Below are 22736 nucleotides of genomic sequence, written 5' to 3'. Positions count from 1 at the left end.
AGGTTTTGATTATACACATTCATGAATAGTCATTTTCATTTTCCACTATTTTTCAATAAACCGCGCAGGACTACAGTAAGTCCATGCCGCAAACGCGGCTCACCGAAACTCCATTGATATTGAGGAATGAAAATGAGCAAATTACTGAATGGAAAAATTGCACTGGTTACCGGCGGCACCAGCGGTATTGGTCTGGCGAGCGCAAAAGAACTGGCTGAGCAGGGCGCACAGGTATTTATCACCGGTCGTCGTCAGGCAGAACTTGATGCGGCAGTCAGTGAAATCGGCAGTGCCGCAACGGGGATCCGTGCGGATGCCTTGGTGCTGAGCGAACTCGATGCGGTTTATGCACAAATAGCCAAAAGCGCAGGGCATTTGGATATTCTGTTTGCCAATGCGGGCGGCGGGGATATGCAGCCACTGGGCGCGATCACGGAAGAACATTTCGACCGTATTTTTGGCACCAATGTGCGTGGCGTACTGTTCACCGTGCAAAAAGCGTTACCGTTGCTGCGCGTAGGGGGTTCAGTGATCCTGACCGGTTCGACGACGTCGATTCAGGGCACCGAAAGTTTCAGCGTGTACAGCGCGAGTAAAGCGGCGGTGCGTAATTTTGTCCGCTCCTGGGCGCTGGATCTGAAAGGGCGCGGCATTCGTGTGAACGTCGTCAGTCCGGGGCCGGTACGCACACCGGGTCTTGGCGGGCTAGTGCCTGATGAACACCGCCAGGGATTATTCGATGCGCTCGCCGCACAGGTACCGCTGGGGCGACTGGGTGAGCCGGAAGAAATCGGTAAAGTGGTGGCGTTTCTAGCTTCCGATTCCGCCAGCTTTATCAACGGCACTGAGCTGTTTGTAGACGGCGGTATGGCGCAGGTGTGATGCGCGATTAATACCAGGATAAAAAAAACCGGCCAGCGGTAATCCACTGGCCGGTTGTGCTTTTTCAGAAAGCCTATCAGAACATCAATACCATCCACGGATAGGCAATCAGCATCATGCCGCCGAGGAAGATAGCACCGAAGATGGTGCCAAGACGCCAGTAGTCTTTGGTTGGCAGATAGCCGCTGCCGTAGTAAATCGGGCTCGGGCCGGTGCCGTACGGGGTGATGATCCCCATCACGCCCAGCGATGTCACCATCATCAGGCAGTAAACCGGCATGTTGATGCCCGGAATAGCCGCCGCAATGGTCAGCATAGCGGGTAACAGCGCGGTGGTGTGCGCCGTGGTACTGGCGAATAAATAGTGCAGCAGGAAGAACGCAATCAGCAGCATGACGGCCGCCACCTGCGGGTCGAATCCGTCGAGCAGTTGGCCGCCTTCTTTACCCAGCCAGGCAATAAAGCCGACGCGGGCCAGACCATCCGCCAGTGCCACCAGCGTTGCAAACCATGCAAAAGTGTTCCAGGCCGGTTTGTTGCTGGTGATGTCGTTCCAGTTCAGCACGCCGGTCCACAGCATCAGCACCACAACCAGGAGCGCAGCCATGGCAGGTTCAATCCATGACGCGGCAAAAATCCACATCAGCAGGGCAGAACAGACGAAGATCAGCAGCAGGATTTCGTTGCGTGACAGCTTACCCAGTTTGTCGAGTTCGCTTTTCGCCCAGCGCGGTACCTCATCATTGATCTTCACTTCCGGCGGATAGAACCAGTAGGCCAGCAGCGGCATGGTCAGGATCAACAGCACGCCCAGCGGCAGGAATGCCAGGAACCACATGCCCCAGGAGATGGTAAAGCCGGTGATGCTTTTGACTAACGCCAGCGCCAGCAGATTCGGCGCAAGTGCAGAAAGAAACATCGAGCTGGTGATACACGCGGCGGTAATCGCCACCCACATCAGATAAGAACCGATTTTACGCGCACTCGGGTCATTGGGCTTGGAGCCGTATAACGGTGGCAGGTTGGCGATGATCGGGTAAATCGTCCCGCCGCTGCGCGCGGTGTTGGACGGCGTGAAGGGCGCCAGCAACAGGTCCGCAAAGGTAATGGCATAACCTAACGTCAGACTGCGGCGACCGAGATATTTCACCAGGATCAGCGCCAGACGGCGGCCAAACTGCGTTTTGTCATACCCTGCGGCAAACATAAACGCGCCAAAAATCAGCCAGACCGTTGAGTTACCGAAGCCGCTCACTGCCCATTTGAAGGCTTCAGTTGGCATCTTAAATTTAGGGTTGGCGATTTCTTCCGGACTGAATAACAGCCACTGGCTGAACAGGGCGATGACGACCACACCGGTCAGGCCAATTACCGCGCCCGGCAGGGGTTCGAAGATCAACCCGACAATCACGCCGACGAAGATGGCGAAGAAGTGCCATGCATAAGGTTCAAGCCCCGTAGGCACTGGCGTCAGCAGTAACAGCACCGCCACCAGCACCGGCAGAAATAGCATAATCAGATGTTTTTTTTGACTCGCGGCAGGCGGTGCGGCCTTGGCGGGATCATTCAGCGTGGATGTGGGTTTCATAAATTTTATCTGCCCGTAATTGAGAGTGAGCCTGACGCCCCGGTTATCGTGTTCTGGTTCAACGAACCCTTTATTATGCTTTATCAGAAATGTGTTAAGCGGTACGTAATGATGATGCAGCCTTTGTGACGCAATTAAGACGTTACTATTATTCTTAGGATAAATGACACGCGCCATTCACTAATATTTAAATGAATGTCATTACAAAAATTGTGGTTATTTATTTCCTGAAAGAGTCCGCTTATGTGAATGTAGAGTAAATTTGAGTAAACGCCAACATTCCATCCAACTTGCTGATTTTGCAGGTGAGATTTTTTATGTTAATCTAAAGTTGATTTTTGTCAACTCATCATTAACACTTGAAGGTGGTATTGGTTTTCATGTCGGGTAAATAAACAACTCCTGCTTCCAGCACGTTTATAACGCCAATTTCATCGCCTGATGCAAATAAATTAGCCAACAGATTTCTATATTCGCCTGCTTCGTATTGCTTAATTAATCGGTAGTTTTCTAACGGTAGGTAATGCGGCCACGGAAAAATTCAAGACTTACATATTTCGGAGTTGATCATAATGAATAAGCTGACCCCGGTACTAAATCCGCTCACGCTTCCTAACGGCGCGGTACTGAAAAACCGTCTGCTGATGGCACCCATGACCACCTGTACCGGCTTTTATGACGGTACCGTCACCAGTGAACTGGTGGAATATTACCGCGACCGTGCTGGCAGCATCGGCACCATCATCGTCGAATGTTGCTTCATAGATCGTATGGGTCCGGCGTTCCCCGGCGCTATCGCTATCGACAGCGACAACAAAATTTCCGGTCTGAAGAAAATTGCCGATGCCATTAAATCCAAGGGCTCGAAAGCGATTTTGCAGATTTACCACGGCGGCAGAATGGTGGAGCCGGAACTGATCGGCGGCCGTACGCCTGTCGCGCCAAGTGCTATCGCTGCTCCGCGTGAAGGCGCAACCCAGCCGAAAGAACTGACCGGTGAAGAAGTAGAAACCATGATCACCAAGTTTGGTGATGCCGTTAACCGTGCGATCAAAGCAGGCTTCGACGGCGTGGAAATCCACGGCGCTAACACCTATCTGATCCAGCAATTCTATTCGCCGAACTCCAACCAGCGCACCGACCAATGGGGCGGTGACCGCGACAAACGCGCCCGTTTCCCGCTGGAAGTCCTGGAAATCACCCATAAGATGGCAGAACGTTTCGCCGACAACTCTTTCATTATCGGCTACCGTTTCTCGCCGGAAGAGCTGGAAGTGCCGGGCATCCGCTTCGACGACACGATGTATCTGCTGGAAAAACTCGCCGCGCGCGGGCTGGACTACGTGCATTTCTCTGTCGGTCAGCTGCTGCGTCCTTCCATCGTCGATACGCAGGATCCGACCCCGCTGATCACCAAATTCCGCGCCATGCGTTCTGAAACGCTGGCCAAAGTGCCGGTAATTGGCGTCGGCGGCGTGATTAACAAAGCCGATGCCGAGAAAGGGCTGGAATACGGCTTTGATCTGATTGCTGTCGGTAAAGCCTGTATCGCCTATCCGGACTGGGCCGATCGCATCATTAACAACGATCATCTCGAGCTGTTTATCGACAGCCACAAACGCGAAGAACTGAATATCCCTGAACCGCTGTGGCGCTTCTCACTGGTTGACGCCATGATCCGCGACACCAGTGTTACCGGCCGTAAATACAAAGCGGGCGTTTATCAGGAGAAAGTCGAAGCCGAAGCGCTGAAGCTGAAAATCAGCGTTACGCTCGACACCGACCGTATTACCGACATTGCACTGGTCAAAGACGATTCGCTGGACGTCGATTTCACCACCACGTTCGAGAGCCTGCGTACCCGTATGCTGGTCGCCAACAGTCCGCACGTTGATGCGATCACCGGCGCGACCACGCAAAGTGAGGCGCTGAAAAAAGCCGTTTCCCGCGCACTGGCGACCTCCAGCAAAGAACACGTGATTGAAGAAGGCGGCAATCCGCAGGCGCCGCAAAACTTCGATGTTGTGGTCATCGGCAGCGGCGGCGCAGGTCTGGCAGCGGCGATTCAGGCGCATGACGAAGGCGCGCATGTGGTGATTATTGAGAAAATGCCGACCATCGGCGGCAACACGATTAAAGCCTCAGTCGGGATGAACGCAGCAGAAACGCGCTTCCAGAAACTGAAAGGTATCGAAGACAGTAAAGAGCTGTTTTATGACGAAACGCTGAAAGGCGGCAAGTTCAAAAACAACCCGGTCTTGCTGCGTGAGTTTGTGGAGCTGGCACCGGAAGCCGTCGAATGGCTGGCAGCGAAAGAAATTGAACTGAATGACATCACCATCACCGGCGGGATGAGCATCGACCGTACGCACCGTCCGGCGGATCGTTCAGCGGTGGGTGGCTTCCTGATCAGCGGTCTGGTGAAAAACATCAACAAGCGCGAAATTGAAGTGCTGCTGGAAACCTCGGTCGCGGAAATTTTGTCTGATAACGGCGTAGTGACTGGCGTGAAAGTGGTGGATGAGTATAACGACAGCCGCATTCTGAATGCGAAAAGCGTGATTGTCGCCACCGGTGGTTTCAGTGCTAACCGCGAGATGGTGGTGAAATATCGCCCTGAACTCGATGGTTTTGTGACGACCAACCACCCTGGCGCGACCGGCAGCGGTATCGCCATGTTGCAAAAGCTGGGCGCAGACACCGTGGATATGGGTGAAATTCAGATCCACCCGACGGTTGAGCAAACCACGTCCTATCTGATTTCAGAAGCTATCCGTGGCGGCGGCGCGATCCTGATCAGTCAGGCCGGGAAGCGTTTCTACAACGAGATGGAAACCCGCGACAAAGTGTCTGCTGAAATCATCGCCTTACCGGAAAAAAGCGCGTGGGTTATTTTCGACGAACAGGTGCGGTCGAATAACAAAGCGGCCGATGAGTATATCGCCAAAGGCTTTGTAATCAGCGCACCAACGCCGGAAGAACTGGCGGTGAAACTGAATATGGATCCTCAGACACTTTCTGAAACCCTGCTGCGCTACAACCTGTTTGTGGTGGAGAAAAAGGATGAAGACTTTGGCCGTACCACCGCGCTGCGTCATCCGCTCAATCAGGGACCGTTCTTTGCCATCCGCATCGCGCCGGGCGTGCATCACACCATGGGCGGTGTGACCATCAGTCCGGAAACCGCGGTGCTTGATGCGCAAAAACAGGTGATTACAGGTGCCTGGGCCGCAGGTGAAGTGGTCGGCGGTATTCACGGCGCAAACCGCATCGGTGGTAACGCTGTCGCCGACATCATTATCTTCGGCATTCTCGCCGGTAAGAATGCGGCGGCGCTGGCGAGACAATAATCGTCAGAATGTTAAAGGCTAAAAATGCGAAAACCCACGTGCGAGCGTGGGTTTTTTTATGGACAAGGGATTCAGCCAAATGTCTCACGCACGGCCTGAATAAAACTGCGGATTTTCACAGTTTGCCTTAATCCTGCCGGTGTCAGCACATGCATAGGTCGTGAAGGCCCGTCGTAATCCGGTAACACCTGCACCAGTCGTCCCGCCCTGATTTCTTCACGCAGCACATCTTCCGGCCCCAGCGTGACGCCATATCCGCTGACGGCGGCGTGCAGCAGTGCCCGCCAGTCATTGGAGCGCAGACGGCCTGCCGGCTGGATTTCCTGCATTTTCCCGTCCTGGTAAAATTGCCAGCGGCAGGGTGCCTGTGGCGACCAGATACCGTAAACCAGACAGGAATGGGCGGCGAGATCCGCCGGTGTTTCAGGCACACCATTTTGCATGAGATAACCGGGGGAGGCGCAGGCAATCAGCCTGTACGGTCGCAGCGGATAGGCAATCATCTGGCTGTCGCTGAGTACACCAATTCTCAGGATCACTTCGTAACCTTCTTCAACCGGATCGACCATCCGGTCACTGAGCGTCAGCTCGACCTGCGTTTCAGGGTATTGCGCCAGATACTGCGTAATGAAAGGTGCCAGCGAGGACGTGCCAAAAGTCACCGGCGCATTCACGCGCAACGTGCCGGAGGGCGTGACTTTCATTTCCAGCGCGATGGCATCAGCAGCCTCGGCCTCAGAAAGCACGATCTTACAGCGTTCATAATAGCTGCGCCCGATGTCTGTCAGGTGCTGACGCCGCGTCGTGCGGTTAATCAGCGCCGTCCCCAGCCGGGATTCGAGGCGCGCGATATGTTTCGCCACCATCTGCGGCGAAATGCGTAATACTTCTGCCGCCGCCGCGAAAGAGCCCAGATCGGCAGTTCTGACGAACACATTCATGCTGGTTAAACGATCCACGATTCCCTCTTATTTGTTGTTTAATTATGTCTGTGAAGGAGATTTATCAATAATGAGTATGGAATTATTCTTACCCTATCGACAACAAAATGAAAGGTGAGAATCATGAAAATAGGCATTATTGGTGCAGGATTTGTGGGCAGGGCGGTGGCTAAACTGGCAATCAAGGCCGGACATCAGGTTATGCTCAGTAATTCACGCGGCCCTCAGACGCTGTTCAGCCTGAAGCCGATGATCGGCTGTGAAATCGGTAACGCGGCAGACGCCGCTTCTTTTGGCGATATTGTGCTGATAGCCGTGCCACTGACGGCTATCGGGCAACTGCCGGTGGCCGAAATCGGTGGAAAACCGGTAATTGATGCAGTGAATTATTACCCTGAACGCGACGGGCAGATTGCTGAACTTGATGATCAGACGACGACTACCAGCGAATATCTCGCAGGGTTTCTGCCACACGCCCAAATCACCAAAGCATTCAATGCGATTCAGATGACGGATCTCGAAAGCGACGGTTTGCCCGCTGGCGACCCGCAACGTCGTGCGCTGCCCGTCGCCGGTGATGATGGAGAAACGAAAAAGGCAGTGATGGCGCTGTATGACGCCTTTGGTTTTAACGCTGTTGACGTCGGCGCACTTTCAGAAGGCTGGCGCTTCCAGAAAGGCATGCCGGCTTATTGTGTGCGGATGACGGAGAATGAATTAAAGGCAGCGCTGGAAAGGGCGGTAAGACCGGAACCCGCAGGAAGATAAAAGCAGGGCTTTACCTTGCTCGTCCCGCTTAGCAGGGGGACGAGCTGATCGCGCTGTCAGTTGTCAGCGACGGTAACAACCCGAGTGGTCAGCGCAATCCCGGCGCTGATCAGCGTAACCAACGCGATGGTCCACGCCATCGTCCACGGCGTGCCATCACCCGCCAGCGCCAGTAATAATGAAGAAATAATCCCGCTGCCGTATTGCAACGAACCCATCAGTGCAGACGCTGAACCGGCAACATTCGGTACGGCGTCCAGCGCGGCCGCCGCCGATGTTGCCGCTATCACGCCGTTCATTGAGAAGAAGATAAACACCGTCACGACGATCAGAACCACACCGCCTGTGTGCATCCTTACGCCCAATGCCAGTACCAGTGCGGCGAGTGCGGCAACAGTTACGGCGCATTTTAGCAAAGTCTCCAGCGGGTAACGATGCACCAGCCGTCGGTTGACCACACTTACTGCCATCAGCCCGACAATATTGACCGCGAACAGCCAGCCGTAATGTTGTGGATCGACGCCGAAATAGCTGATGTAAACAAAAGGTGAGCCGGTGATAAATGCGTAAGCGGCGATGTAATAGAACGTCAGGCACAGCGTAAATCGCATATACCGCGCATTGGACAGCAGGGTGTAATAGTTTCGAAACGCGCCCGCTAACGAGGCTTTTTCACGTTTTTCTTCCGGCAGGGTTTCCGGCAACCAGATTAAAGAGATCAGCATCAGGGTGCCGATCACCGTCAGCAGCCAGAATATGCTGTGCCATGATGTTATTTTGATCATCTGCCCGCCCAGCAGCGGACCGGCGATTGGCGCGATAGCCATGATGATCATCAGCGTTGAAAGCATCTGTGCGGCACGAGTCCGGCTGAACAAATCACGGATCATTGCCCGCCCAAGCATCGGGCCAGTACAGGCACCGAGTGCCTGGAAGACCCGCCAGAAAACAATTTGTCCGATATTTTCTGACAGCGCGCAACCGACTGAACCGACAATAAACAGCACCATTCCGGCGAACAGCGGCAGGCGACGACCGAAGTGATCGCTGACCGGCCCCCAGATCAGCTGGGCAATACAAAAACCGATTAAAAAGCCGGTGATGGTCAGTTCCGCATCACCGTGTAAATCTTTTGCCATTACGGGCATCGCAGGTAAATAAATGTCGGTTGATAAGGACGTAAATGCCATTAACGCGCTGAGGATGAGGATAAAACTAAGGCCCGTTGTGTTGCGCGCAGCGCCCGGAGTCTGCGACTGAGAATCAATCATGATTTTTCTTATGAAGATAATGAAGAAAAGCGATGTTACCGGTAAATGGGCGGGGAATAATCAGGTGTAAAGGCATAAACGTTATGAATAAAATTCATGAATATACTTACTGTATTTATACAAAAATATTTTATTCTTTTACAGACATGAAAACTGTGTCGTGAGAAAAAATATCTGTTCAATATTATTGTCGTGCAGTCACTTCGAAGACGCCCCCCTTTGACTCTGCCTTCTTGAACGTCAGCGATGGTATTCATCAACGAAATATCATTGTGAAAAATATCTGGCTAGTGAATTAAATTGGTTAGTGACTTTACTTAAAGCGAATAAAAAGAGAGTGCCGCTTTACTCTCTTAAAGAGTATAATCACATTTTTATTTAGTGCGGAACTCTAGAAATAATGCATTTTGAAACAAAAAGAGACATCCTCAACGCGCATATTAAAATAATATTTGACTCACTTATTCCCTATTCAACGAAACTTTCAGTGATGGATGGTAGTGATTTTTTTATACTGATGAGCAAAATATTTCATTTGTCTATTTAGTGAAGTCTGGACATTTTCTCGTCAAAGACCTCTCTGCGGGAATGAGCATTAAAACGGTATCAGCACCTTATATTTTTGGTATGGCACAAGTGTTATATCCGGAAAAAATGGGTCTTTTGGCCATTGAGCATATTTCAGATGGTGTGATTTATCGGTTAGAAAGTCAGCGGGCCATTGAAATAATTTCCAAAAAACAATGCTGGAGTTCTCTGGCGCATTTTCTGGCATTTCAGGTCGGTTTCCTGTCCAGTCGGTACTATGATATTTCGCATAGAAGTAGCTATCTGGTGATTAAGTCATTATTGCTCGAAATGAACAATGAGCCTGATGAAATAATCCAAAATTACAGTATTGAAAAATATATCTCAGAAAGATGTTACCTTGGCAGAAGTGGAATAATGAAGATTCTCTCTGATCTGCGTAAGGGCGGATATATTGAAATAAAAAGAGGAAGGTTGATAAAAATAAATAAACTCCCTGAAAAATACTGATGACTTATGAGGGAGTCACCGATGACTCCCTCATAAACGTATTAGTCGTAGCGTATATTAAATGTCGCTTTACCATTGGCTTTACCCGCAACCACATTATCCATTATCTGGTAGTATTCAACACTGAATAATAACGAGGTTGTCCCCATCACGTCTGATGTGAAGGGGATATCTTTCCTCAACTCAACTGGCTGACTGTTATGCTTGATTCTTAGACTGATCCCTTCGGCACTGCCTGAGGTTTTATCTAATGCAATCAGTCCATTGGAAGACTTTGCTTCCGGCTCTGTGCCGTCAAATACAATACTGTATTGCATTTGGGCATCACAATTGAGATCAATTCTGAAATTTCGCTCGCCTACGCTGCTACCCGGCCCTTTAAAATCTTTAACATCAAAGCGCCCTAAATCAACGTGAATATTTTCATCGGAAAGTGTACACGCAGAGGGCGCGATTATGGTACTGCCAATATTAATGTGAGTAATATCACTCCCGCCGTCAGTCATTAATTTAGCATAACGCCCTGCGGATAAAACGCCTGCCGTTGTTTTTCGGTCATTAGTTTTAATCAACTCAAGTTTGTATTGTGTATTGACCGGAATATCACGTTGGCAAATCGTATTGTTACATTTTAAATCAAGATCCCAGGGGAATGGGTGTTCAGTTAATGATAAACGATATCCGACCCCCGGAATATTTGTACTGTAAATATTGTTTTTTAATAAATTCCCCAGATTAATCCTGGCGTTTATTTTCCCGCCCCCCTGACAGTTGAGTATCTTACTGGTTCCTCCACTGGAAGGGTCCGTCAATACCTGTTCATAAAGCACGTAACCCGCCGGACGATTGTGCGGGATCACGATATGTCCGGGTGTAAATGTTAATTCCCGCGCTTGCTCAGTCGATGTGCATTGTGCATGGCCTTGTGCGGAAAAAAAGAAAAGAAAAAATACCCCTGTAGTCGTGAGTAATCGTGACCTTTTAGTCACTGGCTTTCTTGCTGTTCCTGGCTGTAACATTATTTATCTCCTAAACACATAATCCATTAACTTCTACCATTGAGAATTTTTTTACTTTACTGTCTTTGGGAAGATCGGGAAGTTCAAACGCTGCCTTACATTGCTCATCCTCTTCATCTCCCCATTTTACGGTCACGATTCCTTTTTTTGGCATACCAATTAAATACACCAAGCCATTATCCGCAACAATACTATTGCTGCTGTTTTCACCTGCTGTTGCTGTCGCGCCGAAAGGAATTTCATGATTGTCAGGGCGCGATAATGTCATTAATACACGTTCTCCTGTTCGGACATTAAAGTCAGCTAAAACTAATGCACCATCCGTAGGGATGACATTATTCATCGTTGTGGCAATCTCTAAATTACTTCCCAGAGAATCAGTGTCGAGCCCAATTGCGTTGACACGGTAGGGCTGTATATTTGGCACGACGGCATATCCCCGGCTGTCGGTTTTAATTCCGATACCATTTGTAATCGAAATATTTTCCTGGTCAGGTATTCTGACTAATGCAATAGGCGCATCGGAAGATAATGGCTGGGAGAGTGTTACACCATAAGGATGTGCCAGTATTGCCCCCCGGATACCATAACTTAAGCGTCGGTTTGATAAAGACTCGCTGTAATTGCTGGTCAGTTCAGCAGATGCTCCTTTATAGACCGCATTAATGCTGCCGCCATCACTATCGTTTCCCACAGTGGAATTGATACCATAATTCAGGTTGTTGTCTTCAAGAAGGGTGCCATTGATTCCTGCCGTCTGGGTAATGTGGTTGGAACTGTCTGATGTCATGGAATATGTTGCCCAGGTTTGCGGCAATAAACTTTCTAAAGGTACCTGTAGATTTAAGGCGAGTTGTTTATCCGGCTTGCCGTTTTCGCTCTGTGTATAGTTATAGTTAATGCTTAGCGTCGTAGCCCCATAGCTACCGCTATAGGAAACAGAAAAATAATTATCGGGTTCCTGATCCCAATAGTTTTGTCTGTATGCATAGACTGAAATGGAACCATAATCTTTCAGAGGTTGGCTGAAACTTACTTCATAGCGGTTATGTTTTTGGTCAGATGAAGAATTTGAATCATTACTGATAATATCCAGCGCATCTTCAAAAGAGTAATAGTCTTTATCCGGGAAAAGGATAGCAGATAAATTAATTTGTGTTCCCGTGCTGTTAAGAGATTTCGCATACTTTAAACGGTATGACTCTCCTGAAAAAACTTTACCGTCAGTGCGCGTTTCAGAATGTGTTGCATCAACAGACACAGAACCGAAAGACCCCAATCCGAGGCCATAGCCAAGCTGTTGCGCTGTATATTTTTCGCTGTTGGTTATGCCACCGTATACGGTCATGTCATGTGGCAAGCCATAAAGCCCGGTAATTAAAGCAACATTTGGGTCTTGAGACGAACTACTGTCATTGTTATATTTACCCGCCATCACTTCGTATTTCAGATGTCCTTCCCGCTGCATGACAGGGACTGAACCGAAACTTTGCGTAAATTTGCGTTCACTACCGTCAGCTTCCTTAACGGTGACGTCAAGGTCTCCACCTCCCGTACTGGGAAATAAATCAGTGATCTCAAACGGACCCGCGGGGACATAGGCCTGATAAACCACATAGCCACCCTGACTGACTGTGACCTGAGCATTTGCGGTATTCGCTATGCCGCGAATAACAGGCGCAAAACCACTTTCTCTGCTTGACATCATTCTGTCTTCCGAGGCAATTTCCACCCCACGGAAGGCTAAACTATCAAAAACATCACTCTGGGTTGAATCGTCACCCAGTGTTAATTTACCTTTTATTTTTGCAATATCCTTTTGCAGGTAAGTATTGATATTATTCCATTTATCGCCACTGGAATTATGACTCCAGGTTGTGTAATTTCTTAATCGCCATGCTCCCAGATTTACACCATTACGTAAATTAAGGTACTGATCACCTTCTTCAGAACCGATATTTTTATCATGGGTTTGAGCACCGCTAAAGTCATAGCTGGTAAAAACAGTTGTCAGCCCCTGACTCCATTGTTCGGGATCAATGTAATCGGAAGGGATATTTTTCATTAAGATTTGTGGGATATTAATCATAACGCGTTGTTGTTTGAAATTAAACTTAGCGTATGCTCCTTCAATTTTCTTATCAAGATCTACAATGATGCTGTCGTCTTTAGTGTCTGCAAATGCAGGAATTTCATCAATTTTAACACCTGCTTTACGGTATTGGCTGAATGGGATCTCTGGTTCTAATTCTCCTTTTTCATTCTCTACAAAATTAATTTCATGTTGTCCGATGCTTTGTTCATTTATGTATATTTCGACGTGATATATACCAGGTAACTGTTTACCCGGCGTATTGAATCGAGACAGGTCTACCTGCTGTTCACCTTCTGGGCCATCTAATTCGAGTGCGCTTGCGTCATAATATTTTTCTGCGCTTAAGGCTAACGTCGGGTTCAGGATGATCAATAATTCAGCACACGTTATGCAGGCTATTTTACTCCAGGAATATTTTGGCCTTTTTGCGGCTTTTAGGTAGAACAATTTTGACATGATCAATCCTTTAATCTTACAGCTGCGCCTTCCTGCGATATGAATAAAAAGGGAGCAATTCTGACGTCTTGTCAGCGAGACTTCTTAAGTAAAAACACAAAAAACAAAATGCCGTCCTCATCAGTAAATGCGGACGGCATAAAAAATTAACTGAAAAATCAGAGCTTCGATGTTTCTGCCGGTGTTGTCTGGCCTTGATCGCCCAGCGTTGTCCATGAAACCGTCGCTGTGCTTGACGAATTTCCTAATTCATAAGTCATTGATGAAACAGGCGCGAGCATTGCTTTGTTTTTAATCACCAGTTCTTTGCCATCAACTTTGACTGAGGAAAATGTCAGATAATAGGGAGTTGGATTCGTGGCAACGAGTTGGTTTCCCTGCTTTTTAAACGTGATTTTTTGATAAGCGCGGGTGGCTTTATCCCCGGAGAGCGCTTCAGGACGATAAATAAGTTTCAACGTTGACTTGACTGAAAAAACCATCGTGTTCGAGTCTTTCTTTTCCGTCTCAGGTATGGACTTAATATTCAGCCAAAAGACGGACTCGTGATCAGCGGGCAGAGCGGCACCATTATGAATAATACGCAACACATTTTCTTCGCCTGCAGAAAGGCTGAAGAGGGGAGGAGTAACGATAAAAGGAGATTTAACTTTCGATTTTGATTTTTTCTTTATGGCATCTGTTGCAGATGGGGCGTCTGATAATGATTCAACCCAAGATTGGATCAGATAATTGTTGGTTTTGTCTGGGTTTGATATCTTTATGACGGAATCCTGTCTCTGTTCCTCATAAATAACACGTGTCGCACCGATTTGTATACCCGCGAAAACGAATGATGATTGGGTTAATAAAATGAGAGGCAACAGGGCCTTTTTAACAAATGACATAAAGAGATCCACAAATTGAAAAAAATAGTGAGCCTTATTTTATGAGACACCCTTTTCAGGTTGTCTCATAAAGGACTATTGTTTACGGCTATCTGTTATTCGTACAAAACAGAAATATTGGTAGCCATAACAAACTGACCCACTGCGGCATCACCTTTGGTAGAGCGAATATTTGCAGTGAAAGGCAGTTCTATTCTTGTATCACTACTGGCCGGTGCAGCCACCTGGATCGGTGTGTTAGGTGATATCTGGGTGCCATGGCTATCTTTCAGCTCAATAACGACACCGTCATCCTGTCCATGCGATACAGCAAAGTCGCCGGTTGAACCATATTCATCACCAGAAAACTGGAACTGAAAGCTGGAATAACCTGACGGGCAACCTGTCATATTGACTTTGAAGTTGACGGCCGGAGATGTTGCACCCACGGCTTTGAGAGCATTAGCATCGATATTACCCAGTTCGATAATGCTATTGTCTGTACCCGTATTATTGACATCAATTGTACAGATACTGCCTGCTAAATTTCCTTTAAAATTAACGGTACCGGTTGCCGAGGCGGTTTCCATTAAACCCAGAGTAAGTAAGATACTCAAAGGAAGTGCGATAATTTTTTTGTTCATAATATATCCGTATATTGGTGATGTTTATTAACGTTAATTATTTATGCGTAGTGGGAAAGTGTGCATCAAACATCATTCATAATGAACATTTATACCATTAGCCATAACGAAACTACCTTGATTAACCAATTCGTTTACTGCCAATAAGTTTACAGTGAAATGCATGTTAGCAGACTGTTCATCTTTAGAGATATTAGCTGCAATTAACTCTTTAGATTTGACGTTCCGACCTTCGCTGTCTTTGATTTCATAGAATACACCGGAACCCATTGACTCCGGAGCAAGGTAGTAATTGTCATTGAAAGATGAGCTGGTGCCAGCAAATTCAATTGAATAATTTGAACCACCGGTACAATTCTTAAGGCTTATAGTGAATGGAACGGCAGCTGAAGTTGCGACACTATTAGCGGTCAGCGCACTAACCGAAATGCTGCCCATATCGACATCGCCTACTGTAGAACCACTGTTATTCACATCAAGGACGCAACTACTCGCCCCTATTGTACCGGTGAAAAGTATAGAAGCAGCAGAGGCAGTATTCATACCGCCAATCATCATTAAAGCTGCAATGGATACAGGAAGTAATTTTTTGTTCATATTTAATCCTTTAATTTACGAGTAATGCCCGACGTATCTATCCGTATAAGGAATGTTTACCTACCTAAATATAATAAATACATATTATATAGAGCTTGCTAACTATAAAGACAGATTGATGTTATAGCTATAGCAATTTTCTAATTGTCCAAATTCGGATTTTAAAAAAGAATTAAATAAAACTAAGGAAAAGTTGTAATGAGACAACAGGGAAGGGGCGTGAATATTAAGCTTATTAATTAGATGAAGAGAGGTGAAACCCATCTTCCGCAATGCCATTTAATAATAAGGCGGTGCTGCAAAAGATGGGACAGAACAGTGTATTATTTAATCTCAGTCACGAAGTTCTCCCGGCTGCGGCGAACTTTTTTCAGGTTCACAAGCCAGTCGCCTTCGTGAGCACGGTAGCCCAACGGCAGCATTACTACGCTGCGTAAGTTTTTCTCTTTCAGACCGAGAATTTCATCCACGGCGGCAGGATCAAAGCCTTCCATCGGGGTGGCATCGACTTCTTCAAAGGCGGCAGCAATCAGCGCGGCGCCCAGACCGATATAGGCCTGACGTGCAGCGGCCTGATAATTTGCCTCGGTACCGCGTTCTGCCACGATGCCCAGCAGCATCTGGCGGTAGTTTTCCCAGCCTTCGTTTTTAAAACCACGGATATCATTGGTCAGGTCAAACATCATGTTGACGCGTTCCGGCGTGATGTCGTCCCATGCAGCGAATACCAGCAGGTGAGAACAGTCAGTGACCTGCGCCTGATCCCAGGACACAGTACGGATTTTGGCGCGGATATCCGGATTGGTAACTACAAACAGTTCGAAGGGTTGCAGTCCGCTGGATGTCGGTGCCAGACGAACGGCTTCGAGAATGCGTTCCAGTTTTTCAGTTTCTACCGTTTTGCTGGCATCAAATTTCTTGGTGGCATAGCGCCACTCCAGGCGTTCATTCAAGGTCGTCATATTTCATTTCCTTTGAGGTGTGTAAGGCGTGAATATTCGCATGAACCCGCACCGCAGTTTTATGGATTTGAGCCCTGCGCAGTACTTATAAGGGCTGATAAATCGCGTTCATATTCAATAGGGTTTAGGCGTATTCGTGAGCTTCGCCAGTTCTTCCATGAAGTGCTCAGAAAAAGCGGACACCAGTGGTGCAGGGCGGTTAGGCAGCCTGAGCAGGTGCATTGGTCTGGATACCGGCGCGTAATCAGGCAACACGCGACACAGCCTTCCGGCATCGATGTCTTCCTGTAACACCACGCACGAATGCATGACGATCCCAAGCCCCGATAATGCCGCCTGACGGATAGCTTCACCAGAATCGACGGTGAGTCTCGGGGAAACCTGTGCATCGACCAGCCCCTGCGGTCCGTTAAGTGGCCAGAGATGATCAGCACGCCATTGGCTGAAACTGATGCAGTTATGAGCGGACAAATCAGCCGGAGTCACGGGCGTGCCGTGTTTATCCAGATATGCAGGCGATGCCGCCAGCAGCATTTCATACGCAGGAAGCGGCACGGCGATATAGCCTTCATCCTGCAAGCTGCCAATCCGGATGGCTACCTGGAAGCGTTCCTCAATCATATCCACCCGCCGGTCGCTCAGCACCAGACAGGCATTCACGGCGGGATAGCGCTGTAAAAAGGTCGACAAGATCGGCGTCAGGATCCGCTGTCCGAACGAAACCGGTGCGCTGATACGCAACAGACCGGTGACTTCTTCGTTGAGATGCCGCGCCAGTGAATCCGCATCTTCCACAGTCGCGAGGATCTGCACGCCGTACAAATAAAAACGATGCCCGGCTTCTGTCAGTCCCTGACGCCGTGTCGTGCGGTTGATCAGCACGCAACCTGTACGCTTTTCCAGCATCTGAATATGTTTGCCCACCATCGCTGGTGTAATGCCCAGCTTATCGGCGGCTGCGGTAAAACTGCCGGACTCTGTCGCGCTGATAAAGGATTCAATGCACTTTAAGTAATCCATTGTTTCGTCCGGTGAGAATAAAGAATCACATTATAAATTTTTATTATCGAATTAATAAAGCAGACGTCACTTTATCTGCGCTATCCACATGCCGATAATCGCCGCCATACCCGTAAAATTCTATTTTAAGGAACGGCAATGCAGGCACTGGTTTTTGAAAGTACAGGTACGGCAGAGGTATTACACATGCATGAAGCGCCAGATCCGGTGCCGGCCGCCGATGAACTGCTGGTGGAGGTGACCGCTGCCGGACTGAATTTCGCCGATATTTATCGCCGTCAGGGACGTTATCCGCTGGCAGGCAATTCACCGTATATCGCCGGTTATGAAGGTGCCGGGCAGGTGATTGCCGTCGGAGAAAACGTGAAAGGCTGGAAAGCCGGAGACCGCGTCGGTTTCGCTGATGTCCCTCTGGCACATGCCAGTCATATCCGTGTCCCCGTTGAACACGCTATCCGCCTGCCGGAATGGTTGTCAGAATCCGATGCCGCAGCCGTGTTATTACAGGGGCTGACTGCCGATTATTTGCTGCACGATGTATTACCTCTGCGTGCAGGAATGCACGTCGCGGTACTGGCGGCGGCGGGGGGCGTTGGCCGCTTGTTGTTGCAGATGTTGAAACATCAGGGCATACATGCGTTTGCTGTTGCGTCGAATCAGGACAAGCAGTCTGCCTGTGTTGAACTCGGCGCAGAAGCCGCGGCCGGTTACAATACCTGGCCTGCAAAGGTGCGGGAATGGCAGGGCGCGGGCCTTGACGTGGTGTTTGATTCTGTCGGTACAACGCTGACAGAAAGTCTTGATTCGCTCAAAGACGGCGGGCGGGTGGTGTTGTTCGGTATGTCAGGCGGCGCGCTTTCTGCATTTGATCCCTCACGTCTTCAGCTAAATTCGCACGGTATATTGGGTGCCGATCTCTGGACTTATCTGGTATCCGGTGAAGAGCGCCAGCGTCGCGCAGACCGTCTTTTCGCCCTGATAAAAGACGGAAAGGTGATATTGCCGCCGGTCACTGAGTTCGCATTATCTTCCGGTGCAAAGGCTCACCGTTTGCTCGAAACCCGCAGTTTCAGTGGCAAAATTATTCTTAAGCCATAAAAGACTGCTGCGGAGAGTATTGTTAACACCAGTTGTCTCATGATAAGAAAAATCCATGCATTGCGTGGATTTTTTGTCTGTGCTCGAGCGCCTATTTTTTCTGAAAAAGTGTTCTAGAATTGAAGCACAACTTGTCTGGTAAATAGCTTCTTACTTTCTGATAAGACTTACTTAAAAGAACAATTATTCTCAAACATAAGTGGGTGCTGTTTATGGTTACGCGGCGTGACTTGATTACCTATACTTCATTTTCAATGGTGCTCTCCGCGCTGGGTTTCACGCCAGCCGTCTTTGCAGCACAAGGTTTAAAACTGGGAACTGATACACCTTTTAGCTTCGAAGGGCTCATCCAACAGGCAAAAGAAAGCGTCAAAAGTCCTTATGTTGCGCCCCAACAGGTGCCCGACAGTGCAGTGGCCAGCATCAATTACGACATCTACAGCAAGGTCATGTATAAGCCGGAATATGCGCTTTTCAATGAGGGCGTCAGTCGTTTTCCGGTGACCTTCTTTAGCGTCAGCAATTTGCATAAATTGCCGGTAAAAATGGCGGTGGTTGAAAACAAACGCGCCCGTGAGATCATCCAGAATGCGGATTATTTTATCTTCCCGGATAATAGTCAGGGTGCGCTGTCCGCTGTGAAAGGTAACGTTTTCAGTGGCTTTCGCGTGCTGGAACATCGGCAACCCCTTAACAAGCCGCCAGTGAAAGACTGGGTATCATTTCTGGGGGCATCCTATTTCCGTGCTGTGGGCGAACTCGGCCAGTTTGGGGTGTCTGCACGCGGCGTGGCAATTAACACCGTTTTTGGCGACACCAAAGAAGAGTTCCCCGACTTCACGCAGTTCTGGTTCGAATCTCCGGAGAAAGACAGCGATCGTCTGGTGGTTTATGCACTGCTGGATGGGCCGAGTGTCTGTGGTGCCTACCGTTTTGACCTGCAGCGCACCCAGGGCGTGGTGATGGATGTCGACTGCGTCCTGTTTTTACGCCGTGACGTGGGGCGTTTGGGTATCGCCCCGCAAACCTCGATGTTTTGGTTTTCCGAAATGGCGAAAGGATCCGCTTCCGACTGGCGACCTGAAGTCCATGATTCCGACGGTTTAGCGGTCCTGACCGGCAGTGACGAACATATCTGGCGGCCACTGAACAATCCCTTGCAAATCAGAGTCTCAGCATTTAGTGACAATAATCCGCGGGGTTTTGGCCTCATGCAGAAACAACGCGATCCTGAAAGCTATCTTGGCTCAGCGGGATATGAGCGGCGCCCGGATTTGTGGGTTGAACCGAAAGGTGACTGGGGCAAAGGCTCAGTACAGCTGATAGAAATCCCTACTGACGACGAGATTTTCGATAACATTGTTGCGATGTGGGTACCTGAGCAGGAAGCCAAAGCCGGCAGTGAACATCAGTTTAGTTATCGTATGCACTGGCTGGCCGATGAGCCTTATCCCTCAACACTGGCGCGCTGTGGGATAACCCGGCTGGGAAGAGGGGGCAATCCCGGCGCTTATACCGATCCTGCGGCACGCAAATTTATGGTTGAATTCCACGGCGACGTACTGGAGCAACTGCCCGCAGATGTACATATTGATGCGGTGGTCAGCGCATCACGCGGTACGCTGAAAGATATTAAGGTGAACAAACTCCCTTCAGGTAAAGGCCACTGGCGGACGTTTTTTGATTTGCACGTCGACGGCAAAGAACCGGTTGAGCTCCGGCTCTACCTCAAATCTGGCGACAAAACGCTGTCAGAAACCTGGATGTACCAGTATCTGCCGTTTACCTCGTCACCGAAACCGTTACAGGGAGTATGAAGGCTAAACCTGCATAAAAAACGGGGATGCAAATTGCATCCCCGTTGTTCATTACGCTCAGGATCAGAAGTCGTAAGTCATGGAGACTTTCAGAGAACGCGGATCACCCTGATAGATATAGGTGCCGGTACTGTCGATATTTGACCAGTATTTTTCGTTGGTCACGTTATCCACCCCAGCACGCCAGACCATATCGTTCTGGTTGATTTTAGTCCGGTAACGCACGCCGAGATCCAGAACGGTGTACGAGTCAATTTTCTTCGTGTTAGCAGAATCAGCCCATTGGGAGCCGGAATGATTAATTAGCGCGGTTGCCGTCAGACCTTCCACCGGTTTGATGTCATATTCTGCACCCAGCACCAGATTGTATCGCGGCACACCAATCGCATCTTTGCCGTTGTATGTGTCATCTTCAGTTTTGGTCATCTTCGGATCAATCCAGGTCGCGCTGCCGTTCAGGCGCAGGCCGAGCACCGGTTCGCCAAATACGTTCAGCTCGACGCCACGGTTACGTTGTTCACCGTCCATGCCGTAATAGCCATCACTGTTCAGGATGCCGGAAGGTTTTTTGATTTCAAATAACGCCAGTGAACCTCCGATGCGACCAAAATCTGTTTTTACGCCCACTTCATTCTGTTTTGAATGCGCAATCCCGGTGGTTGTACCGTAGTTTTTCGCGGTATCCGGTGCGACATCGCCCGGCTGCAAAGACTCGGTATGGTTGGCGTAGAGGGAAAGTACCTGCCACGGTTTATAAACCACGCCGTACGTCGGCATCCAGCGACTGTCGTCGTAACGCGATGAAACATCTTCTGCGCCGGTCTTATTGCTGTAGTTACGCACGACTACTTCCTGATGACGGGCACCGACGGTGAACAACACGGTGTCATCGAGCACACCCAACGTATCGCTGAGTAAATAGCCCTGAGTGCGGTTACGTCCGGTCGTCAGCGGATCGTTGTAATTGCCGCCTGACAGATTAGGTGTCGGGTTCGGGACATTCGGGGTGTCATAAATATTGGTGTTTTCTGCATTGGCACCGTAAGCCATACGCCAGGCGGTGTTATTGCGTGACGTCAGTGCGGAATAACCGAAGTTCACTTTGTGAGTGATAAATGCAGTTTCGAAATTGCCGCGAATGCCCGCCATACCGCTGAAGTTGTTGATGATGCGGTTAGTGTCCAGACGGCCAATCGTCGCCGTTCCGTCTTCATCTTTCAGGGCAGGGGACGCGTAGTCGCCAGTTTCATGCGAATGCTGTGCGCCAACGCCGCCATAGACGGTCCAGTTATCGGTGACATCGTATTCCGCTTTGGCCATCCCGAACTCAGATTCAATGTTGCTGTAAATCCAGTCCTGACTGTAGTTGTGGCTGTTGGACGGCACTTTCGGAATGAAATCCACTCCGCTGATATTCACGCCAAGACGGGCGTCGTGGAAGGTCTTCTTCTGATAGCCCATGTCCAGAGAAGTGCGAAGACGATCGCCGCGATAATCGAGCCCGAGTGACGCTGCCGTGGTACGTTTTTTCTCACCATCAATATCGGTTTCACCTTCACGGTTAACCGCATTGAGACGGACACCAAACTGATTATCATCACCAAAACGACGCCCCAGATCCAGCGTGCCGCCAACCTGTGAGGACGACGTGTAATCAACACCGACGCGGGTCAGTGGCGTGTCATCCGCATGTTTCGGTTCGAGGTTGATCATGCCGCCGACGCCGGTCGCTGCCGCGCCGTTCATCAATCCGTTGGCACCTTTAAAAATTTCCACACGGTCGATTAACGAGGCATCCATCACCTGACGGGGAACGACGCCCGGCAGTCCGCCATAGGTCATGTCATCGCCATCGAGTTCAAAACCACGGATGCGGTAGGTTTCAGCAAAGTTGCCGTATCCCTGCACGTTCTGGACGGTGGCATCATTACGCACTACATCAGCGATGGTTTTTGCCTGCTGATCCTGCACCAGTTTTGAGGTGAAGCTCATCACGTTGAACGGCACATCCATGGCGTTTTGTTCGCCGAGCATACCGAGACGGCCGCCGTGCGCCACCTGTCCATCGAGATACGCCGGAACCAGATCATTTCCGCCTGGTTTGAATTCATTATCTGGCGCGCTGACGATGGTCATGGTATCGCCTGACGCTGCTGTCGAAGAGGTCGCCGGAGCAGTCGCCGCCATCGCCGGTATACAGGTGACGCTGACAAAGAGTGCCAGCAGGCTCGGTTTGAACCCTGTGAATGTAACTGAATCGCGCATAATGTCACCCTGATATAAAAAGGACTGAGAATCATTATTATTTGGATTTGCGATTATGC

The 22736-nt window shown here is 49.3% G+C and carries 17 protein-coding genes; 6 read left to right on the top strand and 11 right to left on the bottom strand.

The window, feature by feature from the left end; translation table 11 throughout:
- Nucleotides 1–132: 132 nt before the first annotated feature.
- Nucleotides 133–882, top strand: coding sequence for an SDR family NAD(P)-dependent oxidoreductase (locus tag ACJY2G_RS14000; RefSeq protein WP_430320184.1), 750 nt, complete (start codon nt 133–135; stop codon nt 880–882).
- Nucleotides 883–958: 76 nt separating this feature from the next.
- On the opposite strand, the gene ACJY2G_RS13995 is transcribed toward ACJY2G_RS14000, so the two are convergent.
- Nucleotides 959–2470, bottom strand: a complete 1512-nt coding sequence (locus ACJY2G_RS13995; RefSeq protein ID WP_439291846.1) for an anion permease — start codon at nt 2468–2470, stop codon at nt 959–961.
- A gap of 572 nt (nt 2471–3042) precedes the next feature.
- Here ACJY2G_RS13995 and ACJY2G_RS13990 point away from each other — a divergent pair.
- Nucleotides 3043–5820, top strand: a complete 2778-nt coding sequence (locus ACJY2G_RS13990) for a flavocytochrome c (protein WP_439291845.1) — start codon at nt 3043–3045, stop codon at nt 5818–5820.
- Between the two features lie 71 nt (nt 5821–5891).
- Here the strand turns inward: ACJY2G_RS13990 and ACJY2G_RS13985 are convergent, their stop codons facing one another.
- Nucleotides 5892–6779, bottom strand: coding sequence for a LysR family transcriptional regulator (locus ACJY2G_RS13985; protein WP_430320186.1), 888 nt, complete (start codon nt 6777–6779; stop codon nt 5892–5894).
- Nucleotides 6780–6884: 105 nt separating this feature from the next.
- On the opposite strand from ACJY2G_RS13985, the gene ACJY2G_RS13980 reads away from it, so the two are divergent.
- Nucleotides 6885–7529 carry an NADPH-dependent F420 reductase gene (locus tag ACJY2G_RS13980; RefSeq protein ID WP_430320187.1) on the top strand — a complete coding sequence of 215 codons (645 nt, stop codon included), beginning with the start codon at nt 6885–6887 and terminating at the stop codon, nt 7527–7529.
- A gap of 56 nt (nt 7530–7585) precedes the next feature.
- On the opposite strand, the gene ACJY2G_RS13975 is transcribed toward ACJY2G_RS13980, so the two are convergent.
- Complete coding sequence (locus ACJY2G_RS13975; protein WP_439291844.1) at nt 7586–8800, bottom strand: multidrug effflux MFS transporter; 1215 nt, start codon at nt 8798–8800, stop codon at nt 7586–7588.
- A gap of 588 nt (nt 8801–9388) precedes the next feature.
- Here ACJY2G_RS13975 and ACJY2G_RS13970 point away from each other — a divergent pair.
- Nucleotides 9389–9838 carry a helix-turn-helix domain-containing protein gene (locus tag ACJY2G_RS13970; RefSeq protein ID WP_439291843.1) on the top strand — a complete coding sequence of 150 codons (450 nt, stop codon included), beginning with the start codon at nt 9389–9391 and terminating at the stop codon, nt 9836–9838.
- 41 nt (nt 9839–9879) lie between these two features.
- On the opposite strand, the gene ACJY2G_RS13965 is transcribed toward ACJY2G_RS13970, so the two are convergent.
- The 7 genes from ACJY2G_RS13965 to ACJY2G_RS13935 form a co-directional block, all read right to left on the bottom strand.
- Nucleotides 9880–10857: a fimbrial protein gene (locus ACJY2G_RS13965; protein ID WP_430320189.1), complete on the bottom strand. Its 978-nt coding sequence runs from the start codon at nt 10855–10857 to the stop codon at nt 9880–9882.
- Nucleotides 10858–10867: 10 nt separating this feature from the next.
- On the bottom strand, nt 10868–13408 hold the full coding sequence (locus tag ACJY2G_RS13960; protein ID WP_439291842.1) for a fimbria/pilus outer membrane usher protein: 2541 nt from the start codon (nt 13406–13408) through the stop codon (nt 10868–10870).
- A 158-nt stretch (nt 13409–13566) separates the two neighbouring features.
- A complete protein-coding gene (locus ACJY2G_RS13955) occupies nt 13567–14295 on the bottom strand; it encodes a fimbrial biogenesis chaperone (protein WP_430320191.1) in 729 nt (242 codons plus the stop codon).
- A gap of 95 nt (nt 14296–14390) precedes the next feature.
- A complete protein-coding gene (locus ACJY2G_RS13950; RefSeq protein ID WP_120162508.1) occupies nt 14391–14918 on the bottom strand; it encodes a fimbrial protein in 528 nt (175 codons plus the stop codon).
- A 72-nt stretch (nt 14919–14990) separates the two neighbouring features.
- On the bottom strand, nt 14991–15515 hold the full coding sequence (locus tag ACJY2G_RS13945) for a fimbrial protein (RefSeq protein WP_439291841.1): 525 nt from the start codon (nt 15513–15515) through the stop codon (nt 14991–14993).
- Nucleotides 15516–15838: 323 nt separating this feature from the next.
- Nucleotides 15839–16477 (bottom strand): NAD(P)H-dependent oxidoreductase, encoded by a 639-nt coding sequence (locus tag ACJY2G_RS13940; RefSeq protein WP_120162510.1) that lies wholly within the window; start codon nt 16475–16477, stop codon nt 15839–15841.
- Nucleotides 16478–16591: 114 nt separating this feature from the next.
- Entirely contained in the window at nt 16592–17497 is a 906-nt protein-coding gene (locus tag ACJY2G_RS13935) for a LysR family transcriptional regulator (protein ID WP_430320193.1), read from the bottom strand.
- A 138-nt stretch (nt 17498–17635) separates the two neighbouring features.
- Between ACJY2G_RS13935 and ACJY2G_RS13930 the strand changes: the two genes are divergently transcribed.
- Nucleotides 17636–18595 carry a quinone oxidoreductase family protein gene (locus tag ACJY2G_RS13930; protein WP_439291840.1) on the top strand — a complete coding sequence of 320 codons (960 nt, stop codon included), beginning with the start codon at nt 17636–17638 and terminating at the stop codon, nt 18593–18595.
- Nucleotides 18596–18807: 212 nt separating this feature from the next.
- Nucleotides 18808–20412 (top strand): glucan biosynthesis protein, encoded by a 1605-nt coding sequence (locus ACJY2G_RS13925; RefSeq protein ID WP_439291839.1) that lies wholly within the window; start codon nt 18808–18810, stop codon nt 20410–20412.
- 63 nt (nt 20413–20475) lie between these two features.
- Here the strand turns inward: ACJY2G_RS13925 and ACJY2G_RS13920 are convergent, their stop codons facing one another.
- Entirely contained in the window at nt 20476–22677 is a 2202-nt protein-coding gene (locus tag ACJY2G_RS13920; protein WP_439291838.1) for a TonB-dependent receptor, read from the bottom strand.
- Between the last annotated feature and the right edge of the window lie 59 nt (nt 22678–22736).

It is taken from the genome of Rahnella sp. ATs2, from assembly GCF_051851855.1.
In the GTDB taxonomy this organism is placed as follows: Bacteria; Pseudomonadota; Gammaproteobacteria; order Enterobacterales; family Enterobacteriaceae; genus Rahnella; species Rahnella variigena.
The sequence above is the reverse complement of the archived record's forward strand: the minus strand, read 5'-3'. Positions and strand labels throughout refer to the sequence as shown.

Bases quoted from the DNA above. Each gene is read 5' to 3' on its own strand.
- ACJY2G_RS14000 (WP_430320184.1), top strand. From the start codon at position 133: ATGAGCAAATTACTGAATGGAAAAATTGCACTGGTTACCGGCGGCACC.
- ACJY2G_RS13995 (WP_439291846.1), bottom strand. From the start codon at position 2,470: ATGAAACCCACATCCACGCTGAATGATCCCGCCAAGGCCGCACCGCCT.
- ACJY2G_RS13990 (WP_439291845.1), top strand. From the start codon at position 3,043: ATGAATAAGCTGACCCCGGTACTAAATCCGCTCACGCTTCCTAACGGC.
- ACJY2G_RS13980 (WP_430320187.1), top strand. From the start codon at position 6,885: ATGAAAATAGGCATTATTGGTGCAGGATTTGTGGGCAGGGCGGTGGCT.
- ACJY2G_RS13975 (WP_439291844.1), bottom strand. From the start codon at position 8,800: ATGATTGATTCTCAGTCGCAGACTCCGGGCGCTGCGCGCAACACAACG.
- ACJY2G_RS13970 (WP_439291843.1), top strand. From the start codon at position 9,389: ATGAGCATTAAAACGGTATCAGCACCTTATATTTTTGGTATGGCACAA.
- ACJY2G_RS13965 (WP_430320189.1), bottom strand. From the start codon at position 10,857: ATGTTACAGCCAGGAACAGCAAGAAAGCCAGTGACTAAAAGGTCACGA.
- ACJY2G_RS13960 (WP_439291842.1), bottom strand. From the start codon at position 13,408: ATGTCAAAATTGTTCTACCTAAAAGCCGCAAAAAGGCCAAAATATTCC.
- ACJY2G_RS13955 (WP_430320191.1), bottom strand. From the start codon at position 14,295: ATGTCATTTGTTAAAAAGGCCCTGTTGCCTCTCATTTTATTAACCCAA.
- ACJY2G_RS13950 (WP_120162508.1), bottom strand. From the start codon at position 14,918: ATGAACAAAAAAATTATCGCACTTCCTTTGAGTATCTTACTTACTCTG.
- ACJY2G_RS13945 (WP_439291841.1), bottom strand. From the start codon at position 15,515: ATGAACAAAAAATTACTTCCTGTATCCATTGCAGCTTTAATGATGATT.
- ACJY2G_RS13940 (WP_120162510.1), bottom strand. From the start codon at position 16,477: ATGACGACCTTGAATGAACGCCTGGAGTGGCGCTATGCCACCAAGAAA.
- ACJY2G_RS13935 (WP_430320193.1), bottom strand. From the start codon at position 17,497: ATGGATTACTTAAAGTGCATTGAATCCTTTATCAGCGCGACAGAGTCC.
- ACJY2G_RS13930 (WP_439291840.1), top strand. From the start codon at position 17,636: ATGCAGGCACTGGTTTTTGAAAGTACAGGTACGGCAGAGGTATTACAC.
- ACJY2G_RS13925 (WP_439291839.1), top strand. From the start codon at position 18,808: ATGGTTACGCGGCGTGACTTGATTACCTATACTTCATTTTCAATGGTG.
- ACJY2G_RS13920 (WP_439291838.1), bottom strand. From the start codon at position 22,677: ATGCGCGATTCAGTTACATTCACAGGGTTCAAACCGAGCCTGCTGGCA.